Origin of the sequence: Actinomadura alba (assembly GCF_014323705.1) — a bacterium.
GTDB lineage: Bacteria > Actinomycetota > Actinomycetes > Streptosporangiales > Streptosporangiaceae > Actinomadura_C > Actinomadura_C alba.
In genome coordinates this window covers 405497-428781 of the sequence record NZ_JABVEC010000002.1, presented here as the reverse complement: position 1 = coordinate 428781, position 23285 = coordinate 405497, and the positions used below count along the sequence as shown (strand labels likewise).

The 23285-nt window shown below is 70.5% G+C and carries 21 protein-coding genes and 1 pseudogene; 11 read left to right on the top strand and 11 right to left on the bottom strand.

All coding sequences use genetic code 11. From position 1 onward, the window contains the following. Positions 1–73: 73 nt before the first annotated feature. A complete protein-coding gene (locus HKK74_RS04955; RefSeq protein ID WP_222721859.1) occupies positions 74–853 on the top strand; it encodes an IclR family transcriptional regulator in 780 nt (259 codons plus the stop codon). 52 nt (positions 854–905) lie between these two features. Here the strand turns inward: HKK74_RS04955 and HKK74_RS04950 are convergent, their stop codons facing one another. Continuing rightward, the gene (locus HKK74_RS04950) at positions 906–2471 is read right to left on the bottom strand and encodes an FAD-dependent monooxygenase (protein ID WP_187241824.1); all 1566 of its coding nucleotides are present in this window, start codon (positions 2469–2471) and stop codon (positions 906–908) included. A 67-nt stretch (positions 2472–2538) separates the two neighbouring features. Here HKK74_RS04950 and HKK74_RS04945 point away from each other — a divergent pair, with 67 nt between their 5' ends. After that, the gene (locus tag HKK74_RS04945) at positions 2539–3189 is read left to right on the top strand and encodes a TetR/AcrR family transcriptional regulator (protein ID WP_187241823.1); all 651 of its coding nucleotides are present in this window, start codon (positions 2539–2541) and stop codon (positions 3187–3189) included. 147 nt (positions 3190–3336) lie between these two features. Here HKK74_RS04945 and HKK74_RS04940 read toward each other — a convergent pair whose 3' ends face one another. Beyond that, positions 3337–4470: a hypothetical protein gene (locus HKK74_RS04940; protein ID WP_187241822.1), complete on the bottom strand. Its 1134-nt coding sequence runs from the start codon at positions 4468–4470 to the stop codon at positions 3337–3339. A 205-nt stretch (positions 4471–4675) separates the two neighbouring features. Further along, positions 4676–4969: a TetR-like C-terminal domain-containing protein gene (locus HKK74_RS39610; protein ID WP_246491181.1), complete on the bottom strand. Its 294-nt coding sequence runs from the start codon at positions 4967–4969 to the stop codon at positions 4676–4678. Between the two features lie 9 nt (positions 4970–4978). On the opposite strand from HKK74_RS39610, the gene HKK74_RS04930 reads away from it, so the two are divergent. From HKK74_RS04930 to HKK74_RS39605, 3 genes are all read left to right on the top strand, one after another. Further along, positions 4979–5566 (top strand): SCO6745 family protein, encoded by a 588-nt coding sequence (locus HKK74_RS04930; RefSeq protein WP_246491180.1) that lies wholly within the window; start codon positions 4979–4981, stop codon positions 5564–5566. A gap of 274 nt (positions 5567–5840) precedes the next feature. Beyond that, positions 5841–6089 carry a hypothetical protein gene (locus HKK74_RS04925; RefSeq protein WP_187241819.1) on the top strand — a complete coding sequence of 83 codons (249 nt, stop codon included), beginning with the start codon at positions 5841–5843 and terminating at the stop codon, positions 6087–6089. Positions 6090–6283: 194 nt separating this feature from the next. After that, complete coding sequence (locus HKK74_RS39605) at positions 6284–6466, top strand: hypothetical protein (protein WP_246491179.1); 183 nt, start codon at positions 6284–6286, stop codon at positions 6464–6466. Here the strand turns inward: HKK74_RS39605 and HKK74_RS41795 are convergent. Beyond that, a pseudogene (locus HKK74_RS41795) lies at positions 6466–6654 on the bottom strand (aldehyde dehydrogenase family protein); the annotation flags it as partial. The gene HKK74_RS39605 and the pseudogene HKK74_RS41795 sit on opposite strands and share 1 nt — an antisense overlap. Before the next feature lie 173 nt (positions 6655–6827). On the opposite strand from HKK74_RS41795, the gene HKK74_RS04915 reads away from it, so the two are divergent. Then, positions 6828–7997, top strand: a complete 1170-nt coding sequence (locus HKK74_RS04915; protein ID WP_187241818.1) for a serine hydrolase — start codon at positions 6828–6830, stop codon at positions 7995–7997. 57 nt (positions 7998–8054) lie between these two features. On the opposite strand, the gene HKK74_RS04910 is transcribed toward HKK74_RS04915, so the two are convergent. Together HKK74_RS04910 and HKK74_RS04905 are read right to left on the bottom strand one after the other, a co-directional pair. After that, positions 8055–8564: an ArsR/SmtB family transcription factor gene (locus tag HKK74_RS04910; protein ID WP_187241817.1), complete on the bottom strand. Its 510-nt coding sequence runs from the start codon at positions 8562–8564 to the stop codon at positions 8055–8057. A gap of 55 nt (positions 8565–8619) precedes the next feature. Beyond that, positions 8620–9765 (bottom strand): methyltransferase domain-containing protein, encoded by a 1146-nt coding sequence (locus HKK74_RS04905; RefSeq protein WP_187241816.1) that lies wholly within the window; start codon positions 9763–9765, stop codon positions 8620–8622. Between the two features lie 425 nt (positions 9766–10190). On the opposite strand from HKK74_RS04905, the gene HKK74_RS04900 reads away from it, so the two are divergent. The 3 genes from HKK74_RS04900 (at position 10191) to HKK74_RS04890 (ending at position 15066) form a co-directional block, all read left to right on the top strand. Next, complete coding sequence (locus HKK74_RS04900; protein WP_187241815.1) at positions 10191–11057, top strand: spermidine synthase; 867 nt, start codon at positions 10191–10193, stop codon at positions 11055–11057. Positions 11058–11294: 237 nt separating this feature from the next. After that, on the top strand, positions 11295–14393 hold the full coding sequence (locus HKK74_RS04895; RefSeq protein ID WP_187241814.1) for a M14 family metallopeptidase: 3099 nt from the start codon (positions 11295–11297) through the stop codon (positions 14391–14393). A 280-nt stretch (positions 14394–14673) separates the two neighbouring features. Further along, positions 14674–15066: a universal stress protein gene (locus HKK74_RS04890; RefSeq protein ID WP_376771506.1), complete on the top strand. Its 393-nt coding sequence runs from the start codon at positions 14674–14676 to the stop codon at positions 15064–15066. 10 nt (positions 15067–15076) lie between these two features. On the opposite strand, the gene HKK74_RS04885 is transcribed toward HKK74_RS04890, so the two are convergent. Next, the gene (locus HKK74_RS04885; RefSeq protein WP_187241813.1) at positions 15077–16132 is read right to left on the bottom strand and encodes an RDD family protein; all 1056 of its coding nucleotides are present in this window, start codon (positions 16130–16132) and stop codon (positions 15077–15079) included. Between the two features lie 74 nt (positions 16133–16206). Here HKK74_RS04885 and HKK74_RS04880 point away from each other — a divergent pair, with 74 nt between their 5' ends. Beyond that, positions 16207–17220, top strand: coding sequence for a stage II sporulation protein M (locus tag HKK74_RS04880; protein WP_187241812.1), 1014 nt, complete (start codon positions 16207–16209; stop codon positions 17218–17220). A gap of 75 nt (positions 17221–17295) precedes the next feature. Here HKK74_RS04880 and HKK74_RS04875 read toward each other — a convergent pair whose 3' ends face one another. From HKK74_RS04875 to HKK74_RS04865, 3 genes are all read right to left on the bottom strand, one after another. Further along, a complete protein-coding gene (locus tag HKK74_RS04875) occupies positions 17296–18054 on the bottom strand; it encodes a hypothetical protein (protein ID WP_187241811.1) in 759 nt (252 codons plus the stop codon). 266 nt (positions 18055–18320) lie between these two features. Further along, positions 18321–18995, bottom strand: a complete 675-nt coding sequence (locus HKK74_RS04870) for a response regulator (protein WP_187241810.1) — start codon at positions 18993–18995, stop codon at positions 18321–18323. Continuing rightward, positions 18992–20491: a sensor histidine kinase gene (locus tag HKK74_RS04865; protein ID WP_246491178.1), complete on the bottom strand. Its 1500-nt coding sequence runs from the start codon at positions 20489–20491 to the stop codon at positions 18992–18994. Before HKK74_RS04865 ends, HKK74_RS04870 begins: the two co-directional genes overlap by 4 nt. A 503-nt stretch (positions 20492–20994) precedes the next feature. On the opposite strand from HKK74_RS04865, the gene HKK74_RS04860 reads away from it, so the two are divergent. After that, the gene (locus HKK74_RS04860; protein WP_187241808.1) at positions 20995–22245 is read left to right on the top strand and encodes a hypothetical protein; all 1251 of its coding nucleotides are present in this window, start codon (positions 20995–20997) and stop codon (positions 22243–22245) included. 84 nt (positions 22246–22329) lie between these two features. Here HKK74_RS04860 and HKK74_RS04855 read toward each other — a convergent pair whose 3' ends face one another. Further along, the gene (locus HKK74_RS04855) at positions 22330–23283 is read right to left on the bottom strand and encodes a cation diffusion facilitator family transporter (RefSeq protein ID WP_187241807.1); all 954 of its coding nucleotides are present in this window, start codon (positions 23281–23283) and stop codon (positions 22330–22332) included. Positions 23284–23285: the final 2 nt, after the last annotated feature.

Here is a 23285-nt window from a genome sequence, read left to right as displayed (position 1 = left end):
CTTGACCGATCTGCCGCTCATACCCCCACGTCAAGTCCCGTCCACGCCGCCCTCAGCGGGCCTCAGGCGCGACATGGAGATACTCGACCTGCTCGCCCGCCCGGAACACGCGGCGCAGGGCATCGGCGTGAGCCGGATCGCCGAACTGCTGGGCAGAGAGAAGAGTCAGGTCTCACGGGCACTGAAGGCACTGGAGTCCGAGGGCATAGCCGAGCGCGACCCCGACTCCCTGGAGTACCGCCTCGGGTGGCGTCTGTACGCCTTCGCCGCACGCACCTCCGAGGCACGCCTGGCCAACCTCGCCGGCCCGTACCTCCGCCGCCTCGTCGCCGGCCTCAACGAGACCACCCATCTGTGCGTGCTGCGCGGCTCGTCGGTCCTCACCCTGCTGTCGGTGTCGCCGTCGCACGCCTTCCGCGGCCTCGGCTGGGAGGGCGTCACCGTACCCGTGCCCCTCACCTCGGCCGGCCGGGTGCTGGTCTCCGACTGGGCCCCCGACGCGTTGCGTTCCTGGGCCGATTCCTGGCTCAGCGAATCAGGTGTCTCGAGGTCCGCGACGTTCCGGCAGCGGATCCAGAGCACTGACGACCTGGTGCGCGAGGTCGGTCTCATCCGCAAGCGCGGCTACGCGGCCGTCGACGAGGAGTTCGAGGCCGACCTGGTCGGTGTCTCCGCGCCCGTGCGCGACTTCCGCGGCGTGATCGTCGCCGCGATCAATGTCTCAGCGCCGAAGGGGCGCCTCGCCCCTCATCTCGACGAGGCCGGTCGCCGCACGCTCGCAGTCGCCCACGAACTCTCCGCCGCACTCGGTCATCCGAGCGGCTCCTCGAACGCTCACCCCTCAGAACGTTGACGGTGAGGCCGCCGGCGCGATCTTGCAGCTGTTCGCGCTCCGGAGCCGGGCGTCACTCCGCCTCGGGGGCGGACGGGACGCCGAACCAGGTGCGTAGAGCATGCCGCAACGCATCCGCCCCGCCGGGTTCGTCAGGACCGGCCGCCCATGCGACGTACCCGTCCGGGCGGATCAGGGCCGAGTCCACGGGGCGGTCGGCGGCCGTCGCGGTAACCGTCACCACACGGTCCGCCCAGCCCGCGGCCGCCGCCACCAGATCGGTCCGGCCGGCCAGGTCCAGCAGGATCGGACGGGCCGGGCGCATCAGCTCGGCGACCCTGACCGGCCCTTCGTCGCCGTGCAGCGTGAGGTCGGGCATCCAGCGGCCGGTGATCGGATGGGCCGACCCGTCCTGGCCCATCTCGTAGTGGGTATCGGCACCGGCCACGAGATCAGAGATGTGCCGTACGTTGCCCTGGTCGCGCAGCAGCTCGGCGAAGACCTCCCGCAGCGCGGTGATGTTCGGGCCTGGTGACATGAGGGCGGTCTGCGCGCGACTGTGCATGATGAGCCGCTGCGCCACCGGGCGGCGCTCGCCGTCATAGGTGTCCAGCAGTCCCCCCGGCGCCCAGCCCTTGACCACGGCCGCCAGCTTCCAGGCCAGGTTCAGCACGTCCTGCAGGCCCAGGTTCAGCCCCGGGGCGCCCACACTGGACTGGACGTGCGCGGCGTCGCCGACGAGGAACACCCGGCCCTGCCGGTACCGCTCGGCCAGCCGCGAGTTGCTGCCGCCCCGGACCATGCCCTGCGTGGGTCCCGGACCGGCCGGCGGTTCGCTCATCGGCACCTCGACGCCGAGGACCCGGTTGACCGCCTGGCTGAGCTCCTCGAACGGCGTGTGATCGCGGTCCTCGACCGGCGGCCGGCCCCATTCGTAGACGCCCACCCGGTACACCCCGGGCTGGAACATCCCGAAGCCGAGACAGCCGTGCTCCGTGCGGGTGAAGGACCCGGGCCGGAGCCGCCCCACTCCGGGCACGTCCAGCTCGCCGGTGTCCGGTACGGCCACCGGCGGGTGGATCACGACCTGCCCGGAACGCGTGACGAAGCCGTCGTCGGTGACGCCGGGGAACGCGATCCCGACCGCCTTCCTGACGGAGCTGTGCCCGCCGTCGGCGCCGACCACGAACTCGGCGGCCAGCCGGTAGGCGCCGTCCGGCCCCCGCACGTCGAGAGTCACGCCATCGGCGTCCTGACCCAACGCCGTCACCTCGTGCCCTCGCCGGATCGTCGCTCCCAGTTCCCGCGCGCGTTGCTCGAGCAGTTCCTCCATCCGCTGCTGCGAGATCGGCATGGTGTACAGCGCGTTGCCCGCCCAGCCGGACATGTCCAGCATCAGCGCACCGAACGGGAAGTACGGGGTGGGCTCAGGCGCCCTCGCGCTCTGGCTGAACCGCTCGTACAGGCCGCGGTAGTCCAGCGCCTGGACGACACGGCCGACCAGGCCGTTGGCCTTGGGCGCGGCGGCCCGTTCCGGCAGGAGCTCCAGCACGACCGGACGCACCCCGGCCAGCGCGAGCTCGCACGCCATCAGCAGCCCGTTCGGGCCGCCGCCGACGATCACCACCTTGTTGGACATCGGCTCTCCTCCTCGGATAATTCCTAGACCGATCGTTCCATTTATTCTTTCCTGTATTCTTAGACTCGTGAGTCCAGAAAGTCAAGCGGGTCCCCGCCGCCCGGGCCGGCCGGCGAAACGGCAGGTCGTCATCGACGCCGCCAGGCGGGTGTTTCTGGAGCGCGGCTACGCCGACGCGAGCATCGACCTGATCGCCGCCGAAGCCGGCGTGTCCAAGCAGACGATCTACAACAACTTCGAAGGCAAGGAGCGGCTGTTCGCGGCCGTCGTCCAGACGGTCCAGCACACCGTGGCCACGGGCCCTGAAGGCACGTTCGCCGAGAGGTTCGAGGTCACCGGGGACTTCGACCGCGACCTGCGCGCGGCGTTCCGCATGATGACGCGGCTGAACCTGAGCGAGGACATCGCCGCGTTCCGCCGGCTGGTCATCACCGAGCAGATCCGCCACCCCGAACTGATGCGGGAATGGCGACAGCCGCGGCCCGCCCTCGAACTCGCCCTCACCCAGGAGATCGAACGGCAGACAGGGCTCGGCACCGTCGACGTGGACGACCCCGGCCTCGCCGCCCGCCAGCTCATCATCCTCATCTTCAACGAGGCGGTGGAGCGATCCCAGTACGGGCTGCGCGAACTCCCCGAGCACGAGATCGCCACGATCGTCGACGACGGCGTCGACATGTGGATGCGCTGCTACCGCCGGGATCCCATGCGGCGCTGAGACCGCACGGTCGGAGTGCACATCGCCGGAGACGTCGTCCTGGACGCACCCGGCGTCGCACTCACCGACCTGAGTGTGCGGGACCACCCGGACCGGCCGGCCCGCGCACTCGCCGAATCGCTGCTCGTACCACGCTGAGGGAACCGGTCAGCGTGGTCGCCCGCCGTTCACCCAGATGACCCCACCGGAGTCGCCGGCCTCGGGAGAGGAGACCCGGCCGACGGCCCAGGTGAAGGCGCTGCGCGGCACGGCGGTCACGTCGGATACGTACACCTCCCCTCCTTGCGGTCGGGGCAGCCGCACCTCGGTCCACCGGCCCTGGCCGAAGTGCAGCAGGTCCGGATTCCCGTTCTGCTCCCAGTACTCCGGCCGGAGCCACACCCCGCCCCGGCCGTCGGGCGTCACGTCGAGCAGGCCCTGCGGCTCAGTGCCGACGGACGGTTCGACCCGCCGCCAGGTCGCCCCATCGAAACGCAGGACCAGTGGTGAGCTCGTGTAGCTCTCCCCGTCCACGCGTGTCTCATGGCCGACGATCCATACGTCGCGTGAGGACGTCGCGTGGATCCCGTTGAACCCGACGTAGTGGTCGTCCTCGCGCGGGAGGCCGGGAACGGTCACCTCGCTCCACGTACGGCCGTCCCAGCGCGCCAGCAGGTCGCCCCACGGATGCTCGGGACCGAACCCCACGGCCCAGACGTCGTCGGAGGCGACGGCGCTCGCCTCCTGCAGGCCCCAGGCCGGCGTCTCGACGCGCGTCCAGCGCCGGCCGTCGAAGTGCCAGGTACCGACGCTCTCGCCGATGCGGCCGTCGCCGAACACCCAGACGTCGCGCGGACCGATCACCTCCGCGTCGGCGATGTGCTGCCCGGCGGGCCAGCGCTTGGTGACGCGCCACCTGTGGCCGTCCCACCGGAGCGCGTACGCCTCTCCGGCGGAATCGCCGCCGCCGAACGCCCAGACGTTCCGAGGCCCGGAGGCGTCCGCGACCGAGATCACCCGCTCGAGCCCGGACGGCAGCTCGGCCGTCGTCCACTTCCGGCCGTTCCAGTGGCGGGCCACCGGCGCGAACCGGCCGTCATACGTCCCGCCGAACGCCCACGCGTCGTCCGGCCCGATCGCCACGACGTCCCCGAGCCTGCTCTCGTCGATCGCCGCGATGCGCCACTCCGTCGTTCCAGGCTCGGCCTCGGCCCGGGCCATCGGTGAGATCCCGATGAGCGCGCCGAGAGCGGTGACCGCGGCGAAGGCCGCTACAGGTCTGGTGACGGTACCCAGAGGCATGTTTCTCCCCGTTCTGCTCGCTGTGCCCGATTGCTGAGCGGGGGTGCGGCCGCTCGGGTCCGCAGGCCGCCACATATGCGACGCCAGGCACTCTCGCGCAGATGACCAGCCATCGTGGCCGGGCCCGGCCACCCACGCCTGGGAACCGCCGGGACAGGCTGTCGCGGGGTGGAGCGTCGATCCAGGCGGCCTCGTCTGGGGCTTCTCAGGACGGGTTTTCGCCGCCGGTCGCACGGAAGAGGTTCTCGGTGAGCGACCGGAAGACCTCCTCGGGATCCCGGTCGCCGATCGGGCCCTCCGGACCGTCCAGGTTGCCGGTGAGCAGCAGGGTGGCGAAGCCGTGCGCCAGCGACCAGGCGGAGATCCCTGACGTGCGGGCGTCGGTGGCGCTTCTGCCGGGCGAGAGACCGGCCACTCCGGCCCGCAGCTCCGCGCCGGCGAGGGCCTTGGCGGCCAGCAGCTCGGGGTCGTCGGCGTGCAGCAGCACCGGCTGGAACATGACCTGGAAGTGCGCGGGACAGTCGACCGCGAAGCGTACGTACGACACACCTCGCTCGCGAACGCAGCCGAGATCGCCGAGGCCGCGACCCTGGCCCGGCGCGCCGCCGAGGCGGCCGGCACCGCCGGGCGCCCGCTCGCCGCGGCCAACGCCGAACTGCCCTGGCCCGACCCACCGCACCTGGTGCTCTGGCAGGCCGCGACCATCCTGCGCGAGCACCGCGGGGACGGCCATCTCGCCGCGCTGCTCACCGCGGGACTCGACCCCGTCGAGTCGCTGGTCTCGTTCGCGGGGATCGGCGCGGCGCCCGTGGCGGCCTTCGCCGGCCGTGGCTGGAGCGAGGAGGAGTGGGCCGCCGCACGCGATCGGCTCGCGGCGCGCGCCCTCCTGGACGACGCCGGCGTGGCGACCGAGCGGGGCCGCGCCCTGCGAGCCGAGGTCGAGCGCCGGACCGACGAACTCGCCGCCGAGCCCTGGCGCTCCCTCGGCGCCGCGGACAGCGCCCGGCTCTCCGACCTGCTCGGACCGTTCTGGCTCGAGGTTCTCGGCACCGGCCTGCTCCCGAGACAGAGCACCCTCGGCATCGGCACCGTCTGAGCGGCCGCCCTCGCCGACCCGCTGCGCACAGCGGAACGAGCGACCTCGTCTCACCCGTGGGATGTCACCGGCCCACGGGCGCCTCAGGCCTCCTCGCCGAGTTCCCCGAGCTCCCCGAGTTCCCCGAGCAGCGCGCGTGCCTGCTCGGCGAACCTATGGGTTCTGTTCGACCTTCGGAAAGCCCGCGCCACGTTGCACCGGCACCGCAACCCCGCTCCGCCTCGCCCGGGTCCACGGCGGCCATTCCGCCATCCGACGGAATTGTCGGAATCCCATGAAGCTCCGGGTGGTATTCGGACAGCAGCGAGGCAAAGACGCCCGGGTGCTCGCTGGAGTGGCCGCCCGCGAGGTGAAGACGGTGCGGATCGAGCGCTCCGACGGCACGTCGGCCGACCTCAAGCTCGGCGCGCCGACGATTCCAGCGGCATCCCGGTGGTTCTCCAGCTACGAAGCACCCCTGGCCGCAGCTGTCGTCGCCTACGACGCCACGGGAAACATCGCCCAGCGGTGGCGCATCGACTGAGATCGCGGTGGAACGGCAGAACCTTCGGCATCGCCCCAGCCGCCCTCGATCAAACGCTCTGCCCATGACACTCCGCCACTGAAGCAGGCGAATTCGCGGACTCTCATAAGCCGCGAACAACCGCAAGATCACGCCGGAGGAACGGCGCGACACCACCTGACCGACCGGGCCCATCACCGTCAACGGAGACCGTCGTGAAGCTCCCCACCGACCGCCTCAGCGTCCGAGACCACCAGGCCAACGACCTCGCTGACCGGCACCGCCACCAGCTCGGCAACTGGCTCACCCGGCGCGGGATCATCACCGCGATCGTCGGGATCTCCCCGTACGTCGACCCCGCACCGACCCGTACCGCGCGGTCGAGATCACGCGTGTAGACGAAGGCCACCAGTCCCGCCGAGGTGGCGTTGGCCGCCGCCACCATGCTCGCCTCGTCGTCGTACGCGGCGATCGCGGCGACCGGGCCGAAGAACTCCCGCCGAGTGATCAGCGCGTCCTCCGGCACGCCGGTGAGCAGCGTCGGCGGATAGAAGGACCCGCGGCCCGGTACGGGCCGGCCGCCCAGGCGGAGCTCGGCCCCCCGCCGCCACGCACGACTGGCCCGCGTTGCGCATCTTGGCCACCATGGCGCCCTCGATGGTCGCGGGCTCCCGCCATGCTGCGCGAGCGCCGCTGTGTATGTAACTACGTAAGTACGTATAAAGTGGCTTACCGCATCAGCGGCGAAAGGGGTACGAGATGGGACAAGGGATCCGGATGAACCGGCGTACCGCCCTCCTGGGGGTCTCCGGGATGGCGATCAGCGCGGTGGTGACGGGTAGGACGGCGCATTCCGCGTCGGCCGCCGCCCCCGCCCCCGCGCCGGCGAGAGGCGACGCGGCACTGCGCGACTTCCTGGCCTTCCTGTCCGGCCACCGGGCGAACGCCGGGCTGGTCAGCTACGCGGTCGGCCGTGACGGGCTGCCCCTGACGGACCGTCCGTACGTGTGGCACAGGGCGGGCGCGCTGTTCCCGGTGGCGTCAGCGGTCAAGACGCTGCACCTGGACGCCTACGCGGCGGCGCGGCGGATCGGCCCCCGGCAGCGGGTCCGGCTCGGCGACTGGGAGGCGTACCTGCTGCCCGGCACCGATGGGGGCGCACACGAACGGGCGCTGACGGCGCTGGGACTGGCCGTGAAGGACGGCCGCGCCGCCGACCCGAACGCGACCGTTCCGTTCGACGACGTCGTGGCGACGATGATCGAGCACAGCGACAACGCGGCCGCGGACTTCGTGCGGCACCGAGTGGGCCCCGACGCTCTCGTCGCGGCGGCGCGGAAGGCCTCCGGCATGCGCATCTCGCCCGTCCCCTCCCTGCTCGGGCAGATGCTGGTCGCCTTCGCCTCCGACAGCCCATACCGCGGGATGGACGGCCTCCGGCGCCTCGCCGCCCTGCCCGCCGCACGCCGGTACGAGCTCGCGGGGATCCAGGAACGGCGTCATCTCGCCGGCGCGGCGGCCCCGATGACCGTACCCGGGCTGGAGGAGCAGTCGGCGTGGGCCGAGACGACGTACGGGATGGCGCCCCGCCTGCTGGCCGCCCTGCTCGCCGGCGCCCTTACCGGCCGCGGCGAACAGGCCGCGCTCGTCCGGCGGCATCTGGAGTGGCCGATGCGCCTGGGCGGCACGCTGCCGGACGGGCTGATCCGGCTCGGCGGCAAGGGTGGCTCGTTCCCCGGTGTCCTGAGCGATGCGACCTATACCGTGGCCGCCGACGGCACCCGGCGCGTCACCGCACTCACCCTCCGCCGGCTGGCGGTTTCCGACTGGATCTCGCTGATGACGAGCTTCGCCCACCAGCAGATGATCGTACGAATGGGGACCGATCCCGCCTTCGTCGACGAGGTGGCCCGCGCGGTGACGGGCTGACCGGCGAACAAGACGCCGCGGTCGCCGCGAACGGCGTCGGAACGGTGCCGGCAGGGATCAGCGTCGCGTGGCGGTCAGCATCACCATGAGCGGAACGACCCGGCCGGCGGGCACGTCGTAGCGCCCGCGCGCCGTGGTGTGCAGCCAGCCGGCGGCGCTGAGCTGCTGCAGGTGGTGGTAGACCTGACCGGTGGTTCCGACGCCGTCCAGTTCGGTCATCTCGGCCACCGTCCGGCGACCGCCCAGGACCTCGCGCAGCAGGCGCAGCCGCATGGGGTGGCCGAGCGCCGCGAACGACTCCGCGGCCTCCGGCCAGTCCTCCGACAGGAGGGTCTCGGCCGCCAGGCCGTACTGCCACTCATAGCGCCTTCCGTCCGGAACCCGCACATCGCCGGTGAACAGCACGCCACCGGCGTCGATGCCGAGCTCGGCGAACTTGGCCTTGAGCCCTTCCAGCGCCCAGAAGTCCCCGCTCGTCCTCTCGGCGGGCCGGCCGCCGGCCGGCTCGCTCTTCTCCAGCAGTGCGAGGCGACGCTCCAACTCCGCCACGCGGCGCTCAAGGTCCATGTGCGAATGATAGGTAATTACGTAATTGACGATTGCGCCGCCATGAGCCGGCGCGTCAGGCCAGGGGCCCTATCACCCGATCGGGCGAGTCCAGCCATACCTGCTGACCTTCCGGCGTGACCGTGACTCCGAAGCGGTCCCGGCCCGGCTCGCCCAACCGCACCCATGCGAAATAGGCGTCCTCGATCTCCTGCCACAGATCCCTCGGGCCTCGCTGCAACGCCAGGGACCGGCCGAGGTCCGGCGCGTGCGTCACGAGCGCATCGGAATCGGACGTCCACAGCCACAGCCGGAACTCGCCCCGCTCGCCCTCCTCGTGCCTGCCGGCCATGGACGGAAGCATCCCCGCGATGGCCACATCCGCGCCCCACGCCGACCACACGATCCGGCGCGGGTCGACCATCGCGGCGGTCTCCCGGTAGTCGCCGTCGAGCTCGCTCCGGGCCGACCGCTGCGACCGGAGCATCATGAAGTCGCAACCACCACTGATCCGGCCGGACGCGGTCCCGTCCGGCCGGACGGTCAGCTTGAGCTTGTGTCCTCCCGCGTACTCCGGCATCCACGGCATCACGATCGCCCCACCGGGCCGGGTCTGCTCCACCCACGCGTACGGCACGGTCGTGACACCGCACGTAACGTGCATCAGGTCGTAGGGTGCGCCGTCCGGGTGACCTTCGGCGCCGTCGCCCACCACCAGTGTCGGCGAGTAGCCGGCCTGCTTCAGGCTGCCCGCCGCGAACGCGGACACGACCGGATCGACCTCGACCGAGGTGACGTTCCCGTCTCCCACTCGATGCGCGAGCAGGCCGGCCGTCCACCCCGACCCCGTCCCGATCTCCAATACTCGGTCATCATCGAAAGGGTTCAGGCGTTCCAGGAAGTCGACGACTACTCCCGGGGCCGATAACGACGATGTGTACGAGCCCGTACCCGCGCCGACGTCCGCTGCGCCGTCGTCGAACTGAATGACGATCGGATGGTCCGCGTACGCCGCGGCCATCCACGCTTCCGGGTCGGCAGTGCGGTCGATGCGGTGGCCGTGCCCGGTCGTCGGTGCCGCCCACGCGACATCCGGGACGAATCGGTGCCGTGGTACCTCGTAGAGCGCTTCCCTCCACCTGGGCTCTGTCAGGTCTCCACTCGTCGTGAGGACCCCGGCGAGAGCCTCTATCCGGCTGGTGACGTCAGCGGCCGTCGTCATTTCCCGCGGGTCCCGCCGCCGCCCTTGTTGTCACCGTCTTTGGTGGGTGGAGGGATCGGCCTACCGGGCTGTGCGCTGTCGCCACTGGTCTTGTCGTGCTTGCCCATGGCCGTTCCTCCGACAGTGAGAACTCTGGGCGGTTGAACGTACCCGCGCCGCGAGATCAGCAGACAGGCACGTCTCATTTGGTATAGATCGTTGCCGTTCCTGTCGCACCTGCCGTATTTGCCTTGTCGTGCATCTGCGCACACGGCCGGGGACACGGGGAAGGCCACCATCACCGGCGGGCGCACGGCTCGCCCGCCGCGCGCGAGGGAGCCCGTCAGATTCACCGGGCCGGGACGACGATGCGGCAGAGTGGTACCCGGCCGGTGAGTGCGATGAAGAGCCATCGGGGCCAAGGCCGGGCGAGCGGAGGTGGGCGCATGCGGGACGGACCCTTGCCCGGCACGTACCCGATCTCCGGCGGCACGGCCGAGCTCCTTGGCGACGCGGACCGGGAGAACGGCTGGGTGCTGAGCGTCGGGGGCGTGCCGCAGTCGTACGTCGACCTGTCCGATCCGACCTATCTCGACTTCGAGTACACACGGCTCATGGGCGATGTGATCGACCACCTCGCTCCCCAAAGCGAGGCGATCGACGCGGTGCACGTGGGCGGCGCAGCGTGCACCCTTCCCCGCTACGTCGCCACCACCCGTCCGGGGTCCCGCCAGGTGGTGTTCGAGTCGGACGCCGAGCTCGTCCGGCTGGCCCGTGAGCAGCTGGCCCTCGACACGGTGCCGGGCCTCGACGTGCGGATCGCCGACGGGCGGACCGGTCTGACCGCCCTTGCCGACGACACCGCCGACCTGGTCATCGTCGACGCCTACACCGCGGCCGCGATGCCGATCGAACTCGCGACGGACGAATTCACCCGTGAGGTCGCACGCGTCCTGCGATCCGACGGTCTGCAGCTCGTCAACGTGTCCGACGGCTCGTCACTGACATTCACCCGGCAGGTCGTCGCCACGGTCTCCGAGGTGTTCCCGTTCGTGATGCTGCTCGCGCAGCAAGAAGTGCTGAGCGGCCGCAGGTTCGGCAACCTCGTCGTCGCGGCCTCCCCGGCGTCGCTACCGGACGTCGATCCAGGCCGGACCGACGCCAGCGACGACAACGACGACCACTACTCGGTACGGGCCGGCCGCCTGCTCGGCGACGACCTCGGCCGGTTTCGTGCCGGCGCCCGGCCGCTGCGCGACGGTGAGCGGCCGCCGGTACCGGCCCCGCCGCCCCAGGTGTTCGGTCAGGACTGACCGGCGCGGGGCCCGCGATCGCGATGCTCTCGCAGCCCCGGATCGTACGTGGTGGGCCCCCCACGTTCCACGCAACGGCACGGGCGACGGAAACCGCGGCACAAAACGGCAAATGTCCACAAAACCGACGTATGCCGTTGACCTGATCATTGTAGTGACACGAGGCTGATCACCCCCCCGTAGTGGAGTTCTCGTGCGCTGCGCGAGCTCCGCTGCACCCCTCAACCAGGAGCCGCGATGACGCGCGTTGTCCCATCCCTTCTCGCCGCGATCACAATCGCGGCCGGGGTCGCCGTGGCCGGGCCGGCCACGGCCGCGGCCCCGCCCGGCCAGGATCGCAGTAAGGACCGGCTGGAGGTGTTCTCCGGTCAGGTCACCGCGGATCAGCTGAAGCAGCTTCGCGACCTCGGGCTGGATCACGAGGACATCGCCCTCGGCAGATCCGCGAACGGCAAGGCCGAGGTCGAGGCCGTCATGAGCCGCGCGCAAGGTGACGCCCTGCGCGCCAAGGGCATGCCGCTCCAGATCAAGAAGGTCAAGGGGCAGACCGCCTCGGAGCGCTCGAAGACCCTGACCGCTCAAGGCACGGTGTTCCGCCCCTACAGCGGGGCGGGCAACATCCGCGAAGAGATCGTCAACGCGGCGAACTCCCACCGGTCGATCGCCGAGGCCGTCGACATCGGCAAGTCGCTGAAGGGCACGCCGATCACGGCCGTCCGGGTGACGAAGGGAGCCCGCACCCTCCGGGAGGGCACGCGCCCCGCCGTCGTCTACCAGGCGACACAGCACGCCCGTGAGTGGATCACTCCCGAGAACGTCCGCCGGCAACTCCACCACTTCCTGAACAACTACGGCAAGAACGCCGAGATCACCAAGATCGTCGACACGACCGACCTCTACTTCATCCCGGTCGTCAACGTCGACGGGTATGACCTGACCTTCAACCCGGACTTCCGGATGTGGCGCAAGAACGTGCGCGACAACGATGGGGACGGTCAGATCACCACCCTCGACGGCGTCGACCCGAACCGTAACTTCGGCTACAAGTGGGGCTACGACAACGAGGGCTCGTCCCCGTCGCCCGACAGCCAGACCTTCCGCGGCGCCGCCGCGAACTCGGAGCCGGAGACCAAGGCGCAGGACGCCTTCGTGAAGCGCATCCGGCCCAAATATATGATCAACTACCACTCGGCGGCGGAGTTGCTGCTCTACGGTGTCGGCTGGCAGACCCAGACGCCGACCCCGGACGACCACATCTTCGAGGCGCTGCTCGGTGACGACGAGCATCCCGCCGTGCCGGGGTACGACCCCGACATCGGTGCGGAGCTCTACACCACCAACGGCGAGACCGACGGTCACATGTCCGAGCTGTACGGGACGCTGACCATCACGCCGGAGATGTCCACCTGCCAGACGATCAGCAACCTCGACCCCAACGACCAGTGGGTCCCCGGGGACTGCGCGAGCGTCTTCCACTTCCCGGACGACGAGCGACTGATCCAGCAGGAGTTCGAGAAGAACCTCCCGCTGGCGATCGCCGCCGCGAAGTCGGCCCACGACCCGGACCACCCCGTCTCGGTCGTGGACAAGACCACGCCCGAGTTGGAGATCGACTCCTTCCCGGTGTCGCACGGTCGTACGCAGCCGGTGGCGGTCGAGGCCCGTCGCTCGCTCAAGGACCTGACGCTGAACTACCGCATCAACAGCGGCCGGACCCGTACCGCCGACACCAGAGAGTGGCGGGGCGGCGAACGCTACGGAGATGAGAACAAGCGTTACTACGGCGAGTTCCGCGGCACCGTGCGGGACACGAAGCCGAAGGACAAGGTGGAGGTCTGGTTCGAGGCGAAGAAGAAGGGCAAGCTCGTCTCCAGCCGGCACTTCACCTACACGGTCGCCGAGGACATCGGCGGCAAGGTGCTCGTCCTCGCGGCCGAGGACGTCACGGGCGCCAGTCCGGTACAGGGCGTCACCACGGCCAAGTACGCGGGCTCCTACACCAAGGCGCTCACCGCCGCGGGCCACACCTCCGACGTGTACGACGTCGACGCCAACGGCCGCACCGCACCGCACCACCTCGGCGTCCTCAGCCACTACAAGGCCGTGGTCTGGGAGACCGGCGACGACATCATCACCCGGGCGGTCGGCCAGCCGGGCGGTACGACGGCGAAGCTCGCCGTCGACATCGAACTGAACGTTCGCGACTACCTCAACGAGGGCGGCAAGCTGCTCCACACCGGCAAGTACGCCGGGCTGGCACAGGGCGCCAACGGCGCGTACTTCTACGAGCCGGACGTCCCGGCCCAGCCGGAGTGCGTCACCCTCAGCGACCCGCCGTGCCTGCCGATCCTGAACGACTTCCTGCAGTACTACCTCGGTGCCTACACGTACGTGGACGGCGGCGGCACCGGCGCGGACGGGAAGCCGTACCCGGTCAAGGGCGCCGGCGGGGCCTTCACCGGCTTCCAGAGCACGCTGAACGGAGGCGACTCGGCGAACAACCAGAACCACACCGCGTCGTTCCTGACCACGTCGAGCTTCCTGCCGAAGGCGCAGTTCCCGCAGTTCGACAGCTCGGCGCCGCTCGCGTGGGACCGGCCGGGCGGTGCCCCGTTCGATCCGCGCACCGGTGCCTGGTACGTCTACAGCCAGTCGGCCGACATGTCGTACAAGAGGCTCACTCGGACGGTCGACCTGACCGGCAAGAGCGCCGGCGAGCTGACCTTCGGTTTCTCGTTCGACACCGAGGCGCACTGGGACCACGTGTTCGTCGAGGCGCACACGGTCGGTTCGGACGACTGGACGACCCTTCCGGACGCCAATGGGCACACGAGTCAGGAGACCGGCGACAGCTGTGCCTCCGGCTGGCGGACCATCCACCCGATGACGACCCACTACCAGGGTGCGGACTGCTCGCCCACGGGCACGACGGGCGTGTGGCACGCGGCCTCCGGCAAGTCCAACGGCTGGCAGGACTGGAAGATCGACCTGTCCGCCTACGCGGGCAAGCAGGTCGAACTGTCCATCACCTACGCCAGCGACTGGGGTACCCAGGGCATCGGCGCGTTCATCGACGACGCCAAGGTGACGGCGGACGGCGCGACGGTCGCGGAGACCTCCTTCGAGACCGATCTCGGCGGCTGGACCATCGCGGGCTCGCCCCCGGGCTCGGGCGCCGCGGCCAACGACTGGACAAGGTCGCAGCGGGCGTTCGAAGAGGGCGCGGGTGTGGCCACCGAGGACACGGTCTACGTCGGCTTCGGCGGTGAGGGTCTGAGCACCCAGGCCGCACGGAACGACCTCGTCAAGAAGGCGATGCAGCACCTTCTCGGCTGAGTCCTGACAAGGCACGCGAAAGGGCCCGCCCGGCACCGTCCGGGCGGGCCCTACCGTTGCGCGATCATTCTTGTTTTCGCCGCACCGGAAGAGCAGCTTGCCGAGGATCTCGGCGAACATCCGCGGCGCGCGCACGAGGAAGTTGATCAGAAGACGGTCCGGTCGGGGTCGCACCTCGGCGTGAGAACCGGCCACTTGACGGCATACTGCACATGTGGGTATAGACCCGGAGCATTCCTTTGAACTAGGGACAGATGGGCCCCGTGTCATCGTGGCCGGAGTGGACGGCTCCACCACCTCGATGCGCGCGGGCGCCTACGCGGCCGGGCTGGCACGCCGGCAGAACTCCCGGCTCGTGGTCGTCTACGTGGCCGGCAGGAGCAGTCTGGCCGGCATGGCCCCGGGCGGCGCGCTGGCGACCGAGCAGACCATGGACGAGATCGCCGACGGCCTTCGCCGCGAGGTGACGGACGCGGCGGCGCGCCTGGGCGTGCCGGCGGAGTTCGTCGTCAGCCGCGGTGATCCGCTGACCGAACTGGCGCGCATCGCCGACGAGGTCAAGGCGGACGGCGTCGTGGTGGGCGCGTCCGAGAAGGCGGGTCATCGGCTGGTGGGTTCCCTCGCCGTCCGGCTCGTCCGGATCGGGCACTGGCCCGTCACCGTGGTGCCCTGACCGGCCAGGATCAGCCCATCGCGGGGGGCGGCCCGTTGTACGGCCCGTTGTACGGCCCGGCACCGCCGCCCGGCCCGGAGGGGAAGCGCGGATCTCCTTGGACCGGGGTGCCGAACATCGGGGGCTGAGGCGTCCCCTGAGGCGTCCAGGGCGGCCGAGGCCCAGTGCCGGCTACGGCGGGTGCCGAGGGCGGCCCGAGCGGGCCCACGGTCGCCCACGGCTGCCCGGGGGCACCGCCGGCGGCCACCGGGACGCCGGGAGCGGTGAAGGGGATGCCGCCCAGCGAACGCTGCAGCAGAGCCGTCCGGCGGACCATCCGTTGATGCAGCCGCCACTCCTCGCGGCGGCGGCGCTCGGCCAGCACCGCGGACAGCAGGATCTCCGGGCGGACGCCCGGAGGTGGCGGCGGGCTGACCACGGCCACCACCTGCTCGGCGATCCGCTGCCCCATCGCGTCACGCACTTCGGGCATCAGCTCCCAGAACCGGGTGAGGTACTGGCGCGCGGTGAGGGCAAGCGCGTCCGAAACCCTGGACAGCTCCAGCGACTGCCCCCAGCCGGCCAGTTGCGGCGGCATCACGGCGACGGGGCCGAGCAGGGCCGAAGCGGGCACCCTGTCCTGGATGACGATGGTGCCCGCGAAGATGTCACCAAGCCGCTTTCCGCGGAGGTTGAGCAGCGAGGCGATGAGCGCGGGCGAGCCGAAGAGCAGCCAGACCTCCACGAATCCGGCGAGGGCCCGCACCAGCGCCTGCCGGAAGCGCACCGGCCCGCCGTCCTCGCCCACCACCCGCAGGCCGAGGGCCATCTTGCCGAGGGTACGGCCACGCGTCAGGGTCTCGAGCGCGGTCGGATAACCGATCACGACGGCGACGATCGCCACGATGGAGAGCCCAATGCCCCACGCCTCGTCGGCCACCACCGCGGTCATGCCCGTGACGTAGAGCACGACGTTCAGGATCGAGGCCTGGAACAGCAGATCCAGCAGGAGGGCGACCGCCCGGCTGGCCAGCCGGGCCACCCGGATATCGAGTGCGACGGCCTCGCCGGTGACGAGTTCGGCCATGGGTCTCCTCCGGATGCTGTACGGACTACCGTCTAGTTTGCCCGGTAAGTAGTCCGAGAGGTTAGTCTCACCCGGTGGACGTCGACGCTTTCGTGGCCGCGCATCACCAGGACTGGCTGCGCCTGGAGAGCCTGATCAACCGTGGCCGGAAGCTGACGGGCACCGAAATCGACGAACTGGTCGAGCTCTACCAGCGCACCGCCACCCATCTCTCGACGGTGCGTTCCAGCTCGCCGGACCCGGTGCTGGTGGGCCGGCTGTCCTCCCTCGTGGCACGCGGGCGCGCCGCCGTCACCGGGGCCCGGGCGCCGCTCTGGCGCGATGCGGGGACGTTCGTCACCACGTCCTTCCCGGCGGTCGCCTATCGCATGCGGTGGTGGTGGCTCGGCACCACGGCCGGCAGCCTCGGGCTGTCGCTCATCATGGCGATCTGGGTCGCCAACAGCCCGGAGGTCCAGGCGTCGCTCGGAACGCCGTTCGAGATCCGGCAGCTGGTCGAGCACGACTTCGCGAACTACTACACCGAGCATTCCGCGGCGTCCTTCGCCTTCCATGTGTGGGTCAACAACGTCCTCGTGTCGGCCGTCAGCCTCATCGGCGGCATACTGCTCGGCATTCCGGTGATCTTGGGTCTTCAGGGCTTCGGCGGCCTGCTCGCCCTTCAGCTGAACCTCGGCGCGATCGCTGGGCTGATGTTCGCGTACGGCAAGGGGGACATCTTCTTCGGGCTGATCCTGCCGCACGGCATGCTCGAGCTCACCGCCGTGTATCTGGCTTCTGCGACGGGTCTCAAACTGGGCTGGACGGTCATCGATCCGGGCCCGCGGCGACGCGGCCAAGCGCTCGCCGAGGAGGGCCGGGCGGCGATGAGCATCGCGCTCGGGATCATCGGGGTCCTGCTGATCTCCGGATTGATCGAGGGCTTCGTGACCGGGTGGGTGCACACGACGTGGCTGCGCATCGGCATCGGTGTCGTGGCCGAGGCGGCGTTCCTCGTCTACGTCTTCACGCTGGGCCGCAAGGCCGCGCGCGCGGGCGTCACCGGTGACGCCGACCTCAAGCCCGACCTGGCCCCCGCAGTGGGCTGACCCCTCAACTCCCGCCGGACCCAGACCACTGGCTGTGGTCCGCTGCCGCGCGCCCGGCTGGGACCCGTTCACGGCTCAGTCGAAGAGTTCCACGGCCGTCGCGACAACCCCTGCACGCTGGGCCCACGCTTCGAGCTGGGCAAGGTCCGTGCATCCGGTTATGCGATCACGGACGTCGGCTGAGACACAGATGCCACGGCCCGACAGCACCATGAGGATCATCTTCGCCGCGCCCTCGGCCGCACCCTCGGCCTTGCCCTCGGCCTTGCCCTCGGCCTTGCCCTCGCCGTAGTAGTGGCGAGCGAAGTCGCTTTGGTACTCGTAGCCCTTGAGCTTCATCATGGTCTCCAGGTAGAGCCGCGCAGCCTGCGGTAGCACTGCAGACACGACATCATGATAGAGCGCTCGGTGATCGCTATCGAGCACTCCGTAGGCATCGACGAGGGAATCGAGAGTCTTGCCACTGTCCGGCCGACCGCCGTGGGCCAGTGCGGACAGTACTGCGAGTTCAGGAGTCCGGGCGACCTCATCGGGCTCGATCACCTGCGGGATCCGGTCCGGGCCGAGAACTATCGGCGTCAGCTCCATCCCAGGATGGTCCAGGTCGATCGTCCGGGAGGCCCAAGCGGCCACGGCACGAGGTGGACAGATCACAAGCAGCTTGACGGGGCACCTCAACCGGTAGCGCAGGCCCATCAGATAGAACGGCCAGCTGTAGAACTTGTCCTTGTCCTCGTCGAGCTGCACTTCGACGATCAGGGCAAAGTTTCTACTCGCCTCCCAGTATTCGATCACCGCGTCGGCGCGTAGCTCGGCGAGCCGGTCGTCGGTCACGTTCTCGGACCTGAGCCTGGCTTCGTGGTAGCGCGGGAGCGAAATCCCCAGCGAGCCGCCGAGAATCTCGGCGGCCAGCGCCGGACGGTTCCGGAACATCTCACAGATCGCTTCATGCTTACTGGAGGGCATGGAGATGCATGCTATGTGTATTCAAATGATTACACTAGGTCATTACAGAGAAGATCTCGCTTTGCCTGGCAACCACTCTGGCCGTGGTGGCTTGGTCGAGTACTACCGGGAGTAGCGCTGGAGAAACTCTGGCGTCAGGCCGGCTGGTCGCCGCCGGGGACGACCAGGCCCGACTCGTAGGCGAGCATCACGGCCTGGGCGCGGTCGCGCAGGCCGAGCTTGGTGAAGACGCGGGCGACATGGGTCTTCACGGTGTGCTCGCTGACCACCAGGCGGGCGGCGATCTCGGCGTTGGACAGCCCCCCGGCCATGAGCACGAGAACCTCGGTCTCGCGCGCCGTCAGGCTGGCGAGCTCGGCGGGCGGCCGCGGCCGGCTGCGGTGCTGCCTGGTGAACTCGCGGATCAGCCGGCCGGTCACCTGCGGGGCCAGCAGCGCGTCGCCGCGGGCGACGATTCGGACCGCGCCGACGAGGTCGTCGGCCGTGGCGTCCTTCAGCAGGAATCCGCTGGCGCCCGCGGCCAGCGCCGCGTAGACGTACTCGTCGACGTCGAACGTGGTCAGCACCAGCACGCGCAGCGAGTCGGCGCCCGGCCGGGCCAGGATGCGACGGGTCGCCTCGATGCCGTCCATGCCGGGCATCCGGATGTCCATCACCACCACGTCAGGGCAGGCGCTCGCCGCGATTCGCACCGCCTCGCGCCCGTCCCCCGCCTCGCCCACGACGCTGATGTCGGACTGGGCGTTCAACAGCGCGGCGAACCCGGCGCGCACGATCGTCTGGTCGTCGACGATCAGCACTCGGATCACGGCCGGGGAGGCTCCTCACGTGTGACGGGCAACTCGGCCTCCACCAGGAACCCGCCCTCGGTCGCGGGTCCGGCGGAGAACCGTCCGCCGAGTATCGTCGCACGTTCCCGCATCCCGACGAGCCCGTGCCCGCCATCTGGTTCGCTCCGATCGAGGATCCTGGTGCGCGCAGTCGCGCCGCTCTCGTCGTTTCGCACTCGTACGGCCAGCCGGTCGGGCAGATAGGTCAGCTCCACCCGCACCTGGGCGCCTGGTGCGTGCCGCCGCGCATTGGTGAGCGCCTCCTGCACGATCCGGTACGCCGACAGCTCGATGGTCGCCGACAGGTCGCGCGGGGCGCCGTGCACGGAGATCTCGGCCTGCCCGCCGGCCCCCCGGTGCTGGTCGATGAGGTCGGGCAGCCGGTCGAGCCGGGGTTGCGGGGTCACCTCGGGCTCTGTCTTGCCGTCGGCGCGCAGCACCGTGAGGAGCCGCCGCATCTCCACGAGGGCCTCCCGGGCGGTGCGCGCGATCTCGGAGTACCCGCGCTCGGCCTCCGGGGACAGGTTCGCCATCGTGTACGGCGCCGTCTCGGCCTGAACGGCGATCATGGAAACCGAGTGGGCCACCACGTCGTGCAGTTCTCTCGCGATCCGGGCGCGCTCACGCAGCACGGCCTGTTCGCGCGTCACCTCGTGGAGCTTCGTCAGGGTCTCGGTGGTGCGCTCCCGCGCCTCGGCGTTCGTGCGCTCCGCGGTCTCGGCCACGCGCCGGGCGTCGCCGAGCCCGATCGCGGCCAGTACGGCCATGATCCCGGCCGGCCACGGAATGTCGCTCAGGCTGTCCGACGCCAGGTAGACGACGATCAGCGCGGCCACGCTGCCCACCGCCAGCACACCCGCCGACTGCCGGGGCATGTGCTGGGCGAGCAGGTAGAGCGTGTAGAGAGCGGAGAACGCGGTGGTCACGAGCAGCGACTGGCCGGAGAGCAGACCGGCCGCGAAGGCGCCGAGCACGACCGCGGCGACCGGACGCAGGAACTCCCGGCGCCACACCAGCGGCAGCGTGGCGGCGACCGCGAAGCCGCCGGCGAGGCTGACCGGGGGCACGTCGTGCGGTGCCAGCTCGGCCAGAGCCGCGATGGCCAGTGCCAGACCGGTCAGTGGTGCGAAGAACCATGACTCGGCGAACTCGCGCCAGCCGTTGATCCAACGGGGCATCGGCGCCGTGGGCGGCCCTATCCGGGTCGCGCCGTCCCGCCCGGCGGGCGGTCCATAGGGGCCGGCCGGCGGCCCGTAGGGGCCTGCGGCGCCGTGAGGGGCATGAGCCGGACCTCCGGGAGCTCGCGCCGAGGACGGGGCCGCAGGGCCGTACAAGCGCGCGCTGATCTTGGCGGTGAGGGGTCGCAGCAGCCGGCCGATGCCAGTGAGGATCCACAGGAGCACCTGGCCCACGCCTGCCACGATCCGGCCGGACAGCCGCCAAGCGTGCTGGGCGTACCGTTCTGAAGCGGACATCCTCTCCTGTTCCTGGCCATGGGGCACATTGGCGGGCTCATCGCGGGTCATCAGTCCATCTTCACCCACAGGTGCGGGAGGTCGCCTCACCGTCCGGTGCGATACCGAACGCAGGTATCCCCCTAGAGGACGATCCCGGTTCCCTCCTTGCGGTGGACGCCCGGCGACCTGCATGGACGTAGTGTCATCTATGTGACGAAAGCGGTGGTGCTTTCGGCGAGGGGGTCCGAACGCGCCGCCGCCGTCACACAAAGCCGCCCGGAACAGGGGGTTCCGGGCGGTGCGTAGAGGAGACGCCCCCCGCCGGCACGGCCGTCGTCGTGTCTCCTGCGGAGGGACGGCCGGTCTCGCCTGGGCTGGGGTCAGATGACCGGCCGGCCGGCCGGCGGGGGTGTCGCCACTTGATCCGTCTCTCTCTGCCCGGCCGCCCACGACTGATCTGTACGGGGAATTTACCGGCCACGCGCCGTAGCAATCCCGGGATCCCGGCGCCGGATTGGTAGATGTCCCTGAAGGACGAGCTCAGGGGGCCCTCGATCATGACATTCCGGCTCACCGCATCGGCGCTGGCGGCGTGCGCGACGGTGCTCGGCACACCGGCGCCGACCTCGGCGGACTGCGAGTGCTGGCACTACGTGCGCGCCGAGGGCTCCACCGAGAACGCCACCTTCAGCGCGGTCTCCGCGCCGTCGTTCGACACCGCCTTCGCGGCGGGCGGCCGGGGCGGCATGCCGCTGCTCGCGCACTGGAACGGTGTCCGCTGGCGCGAGACGGCACTGCCGGTGCCGCGCGACACCACGATGGAGGGAGTGGCCGCCTCCTCGACGGGAGACGCCTGGGCGGTCGGCTACACGCCGGACGGCACGGCGCACACCGCCCACTGGACCGGCGAGCGGGCCTGGGAGGCCGTGCCGATGCCGGTACACGAGCGGAGCCTCCCGCGCGCCGTCGACGCCCGGTCGCCGAGGGACGCCTGGATCGTCGGGAGCAGGGGCGAGGCCCATGCCCGAGCCGCGTCCTGGCACTGGAACGGTCGCCGCTGGCGGACCGTGGCGGTGCCGGACCTCTCCGAGCGGTCCGAGCCGGCCGGGCCGCGGGAACGGGCCCACAGCGAACTGGTCGCCGTCTCGGCGCTCGCCGCCGACGACGTCTGGGCGGTCGGCAGCAGCGGGAGCGCCGCGTCGCCGTCCGGAGCCGGCCCGGGCCAGGGCGGTGACGCCGTCCGGCGAGCCGTCATCACCCACTGGGACGGCCGGACGTGGACCTTGGTGCCCGCCGCGCCCACGCGGGCCGCCGGAGGTACCTCACAGAGCGTCCTGGCCGATGTGGTCGCGTTGTCGCCGAACGACGTATGGGCGGTGGGTACGGCGTCCCCGGGCACCGACGTGCCGCTGGCCCAGCACTGGAACGGGACGGTGTGGGAGCACGTGCCCATCCCCTTGGTGCGGGGGCGGCTCTACTCGGTGGCCGGGGACGGGCGCGGCGGGGTCTGGGCCGCCGGGGAGCGCACCGACGGCACGGCGCTGCTGGCGCACTGGAACGGTGAGCGCTGGGAGGTCTCCGGCGCTCCGACGCCCGGTGACCTGGAGCCCGGTGAGGGAGCTCCGACCGGGCACGGGTCGGGGGCCGTCCAGGATCTGGCCAACGCCCGCGGGACGTCGTACCTGTGGGCGGTCGGGGCCTATGCCCGGCCGGGGCCGGACGAACCGGTACCGCACCTGCTCACCTGGACCAACGCACCACGCCACCGCTGAGCCACCACGTGACGATCTCGTGCCCGTCCACACGGACAGGCACGAGATCACGTCGGCGGGCGGACCTCAGGAAGAGGCGGACCGTCAGGAAGAGGTGGCCTCGGTGCCGGCACGGTCCGCCTTGCGCGGCGGTTCGTCGAGCGCCGGCTCCAGGTAGATCAAGCGAGCGACGGGCAGCGCCTCGCGCACCTTCGCCTCGGCGGCGTCGATGCCCCGTGCCACCTCAGCGGCGGTGTCGTCGTGCTTCACCGCGATCTTGGCGGCGACCAGCAGTTCGTCCGGCCCGATGTGCTGCGTGCGCAGATGCATCACATGGTCGACCTGCTCGACGGACTCGAGGGCCTCGAGGATCTTGAGCTCGTCCTCCGGGCCCGCTCCCTCACCGATGAGCAGGCTCTTGGTCTCGATCGCGAGAATGATCGCGATCACCGCCAGCAGGACGCCGATGGAGACCGTACCGATGCCGTCCCACACCCCATCACCGGTGACGACGGCCATCGTGACGCCGGCCAGCGCCAGGATCAGGCCGACCAGCGCACCGAGGTCCTCCAGCAGCACCACAGGAAGCTCGGGCGCCTTGGCCCGGCGGATGAACGACACCCAGGAATGGTCGCCGCGAACCTGGTTGGACTCCACGATCGCAGTGCGGAACGAGATCAACTCGAGGATGATCGCGACGATCAGCACCCCGAACGCCCAGGCCGGCGACTCGACCTTGTGCGGATCACTGATCTTGTGGACGCCCTCGTAGAGCGAGAAAGCGGCGCCCACCGTGAACAGCACGACGGCCACGACGAACGCGTAGAAGTAACGTTCCCGGCCGTACCCGAACGGGTGCTCCGGCGTGCGGGCGCGTTCTGAGCGTTTACGGCCGATCAGCAGCAGGCCCTGGTTGCCGGCGTCCGCCACCGAGTGAATCGACTCGGCCAGCATCGAGGATGAGCCGGTGAACACGAACGCGACGAACTTCGAGATCGCGATCCCCGTGTTGGCGGCCAATGCGGCGACGATCGCCTTGGTCCCACCCTCTGCACTCATAG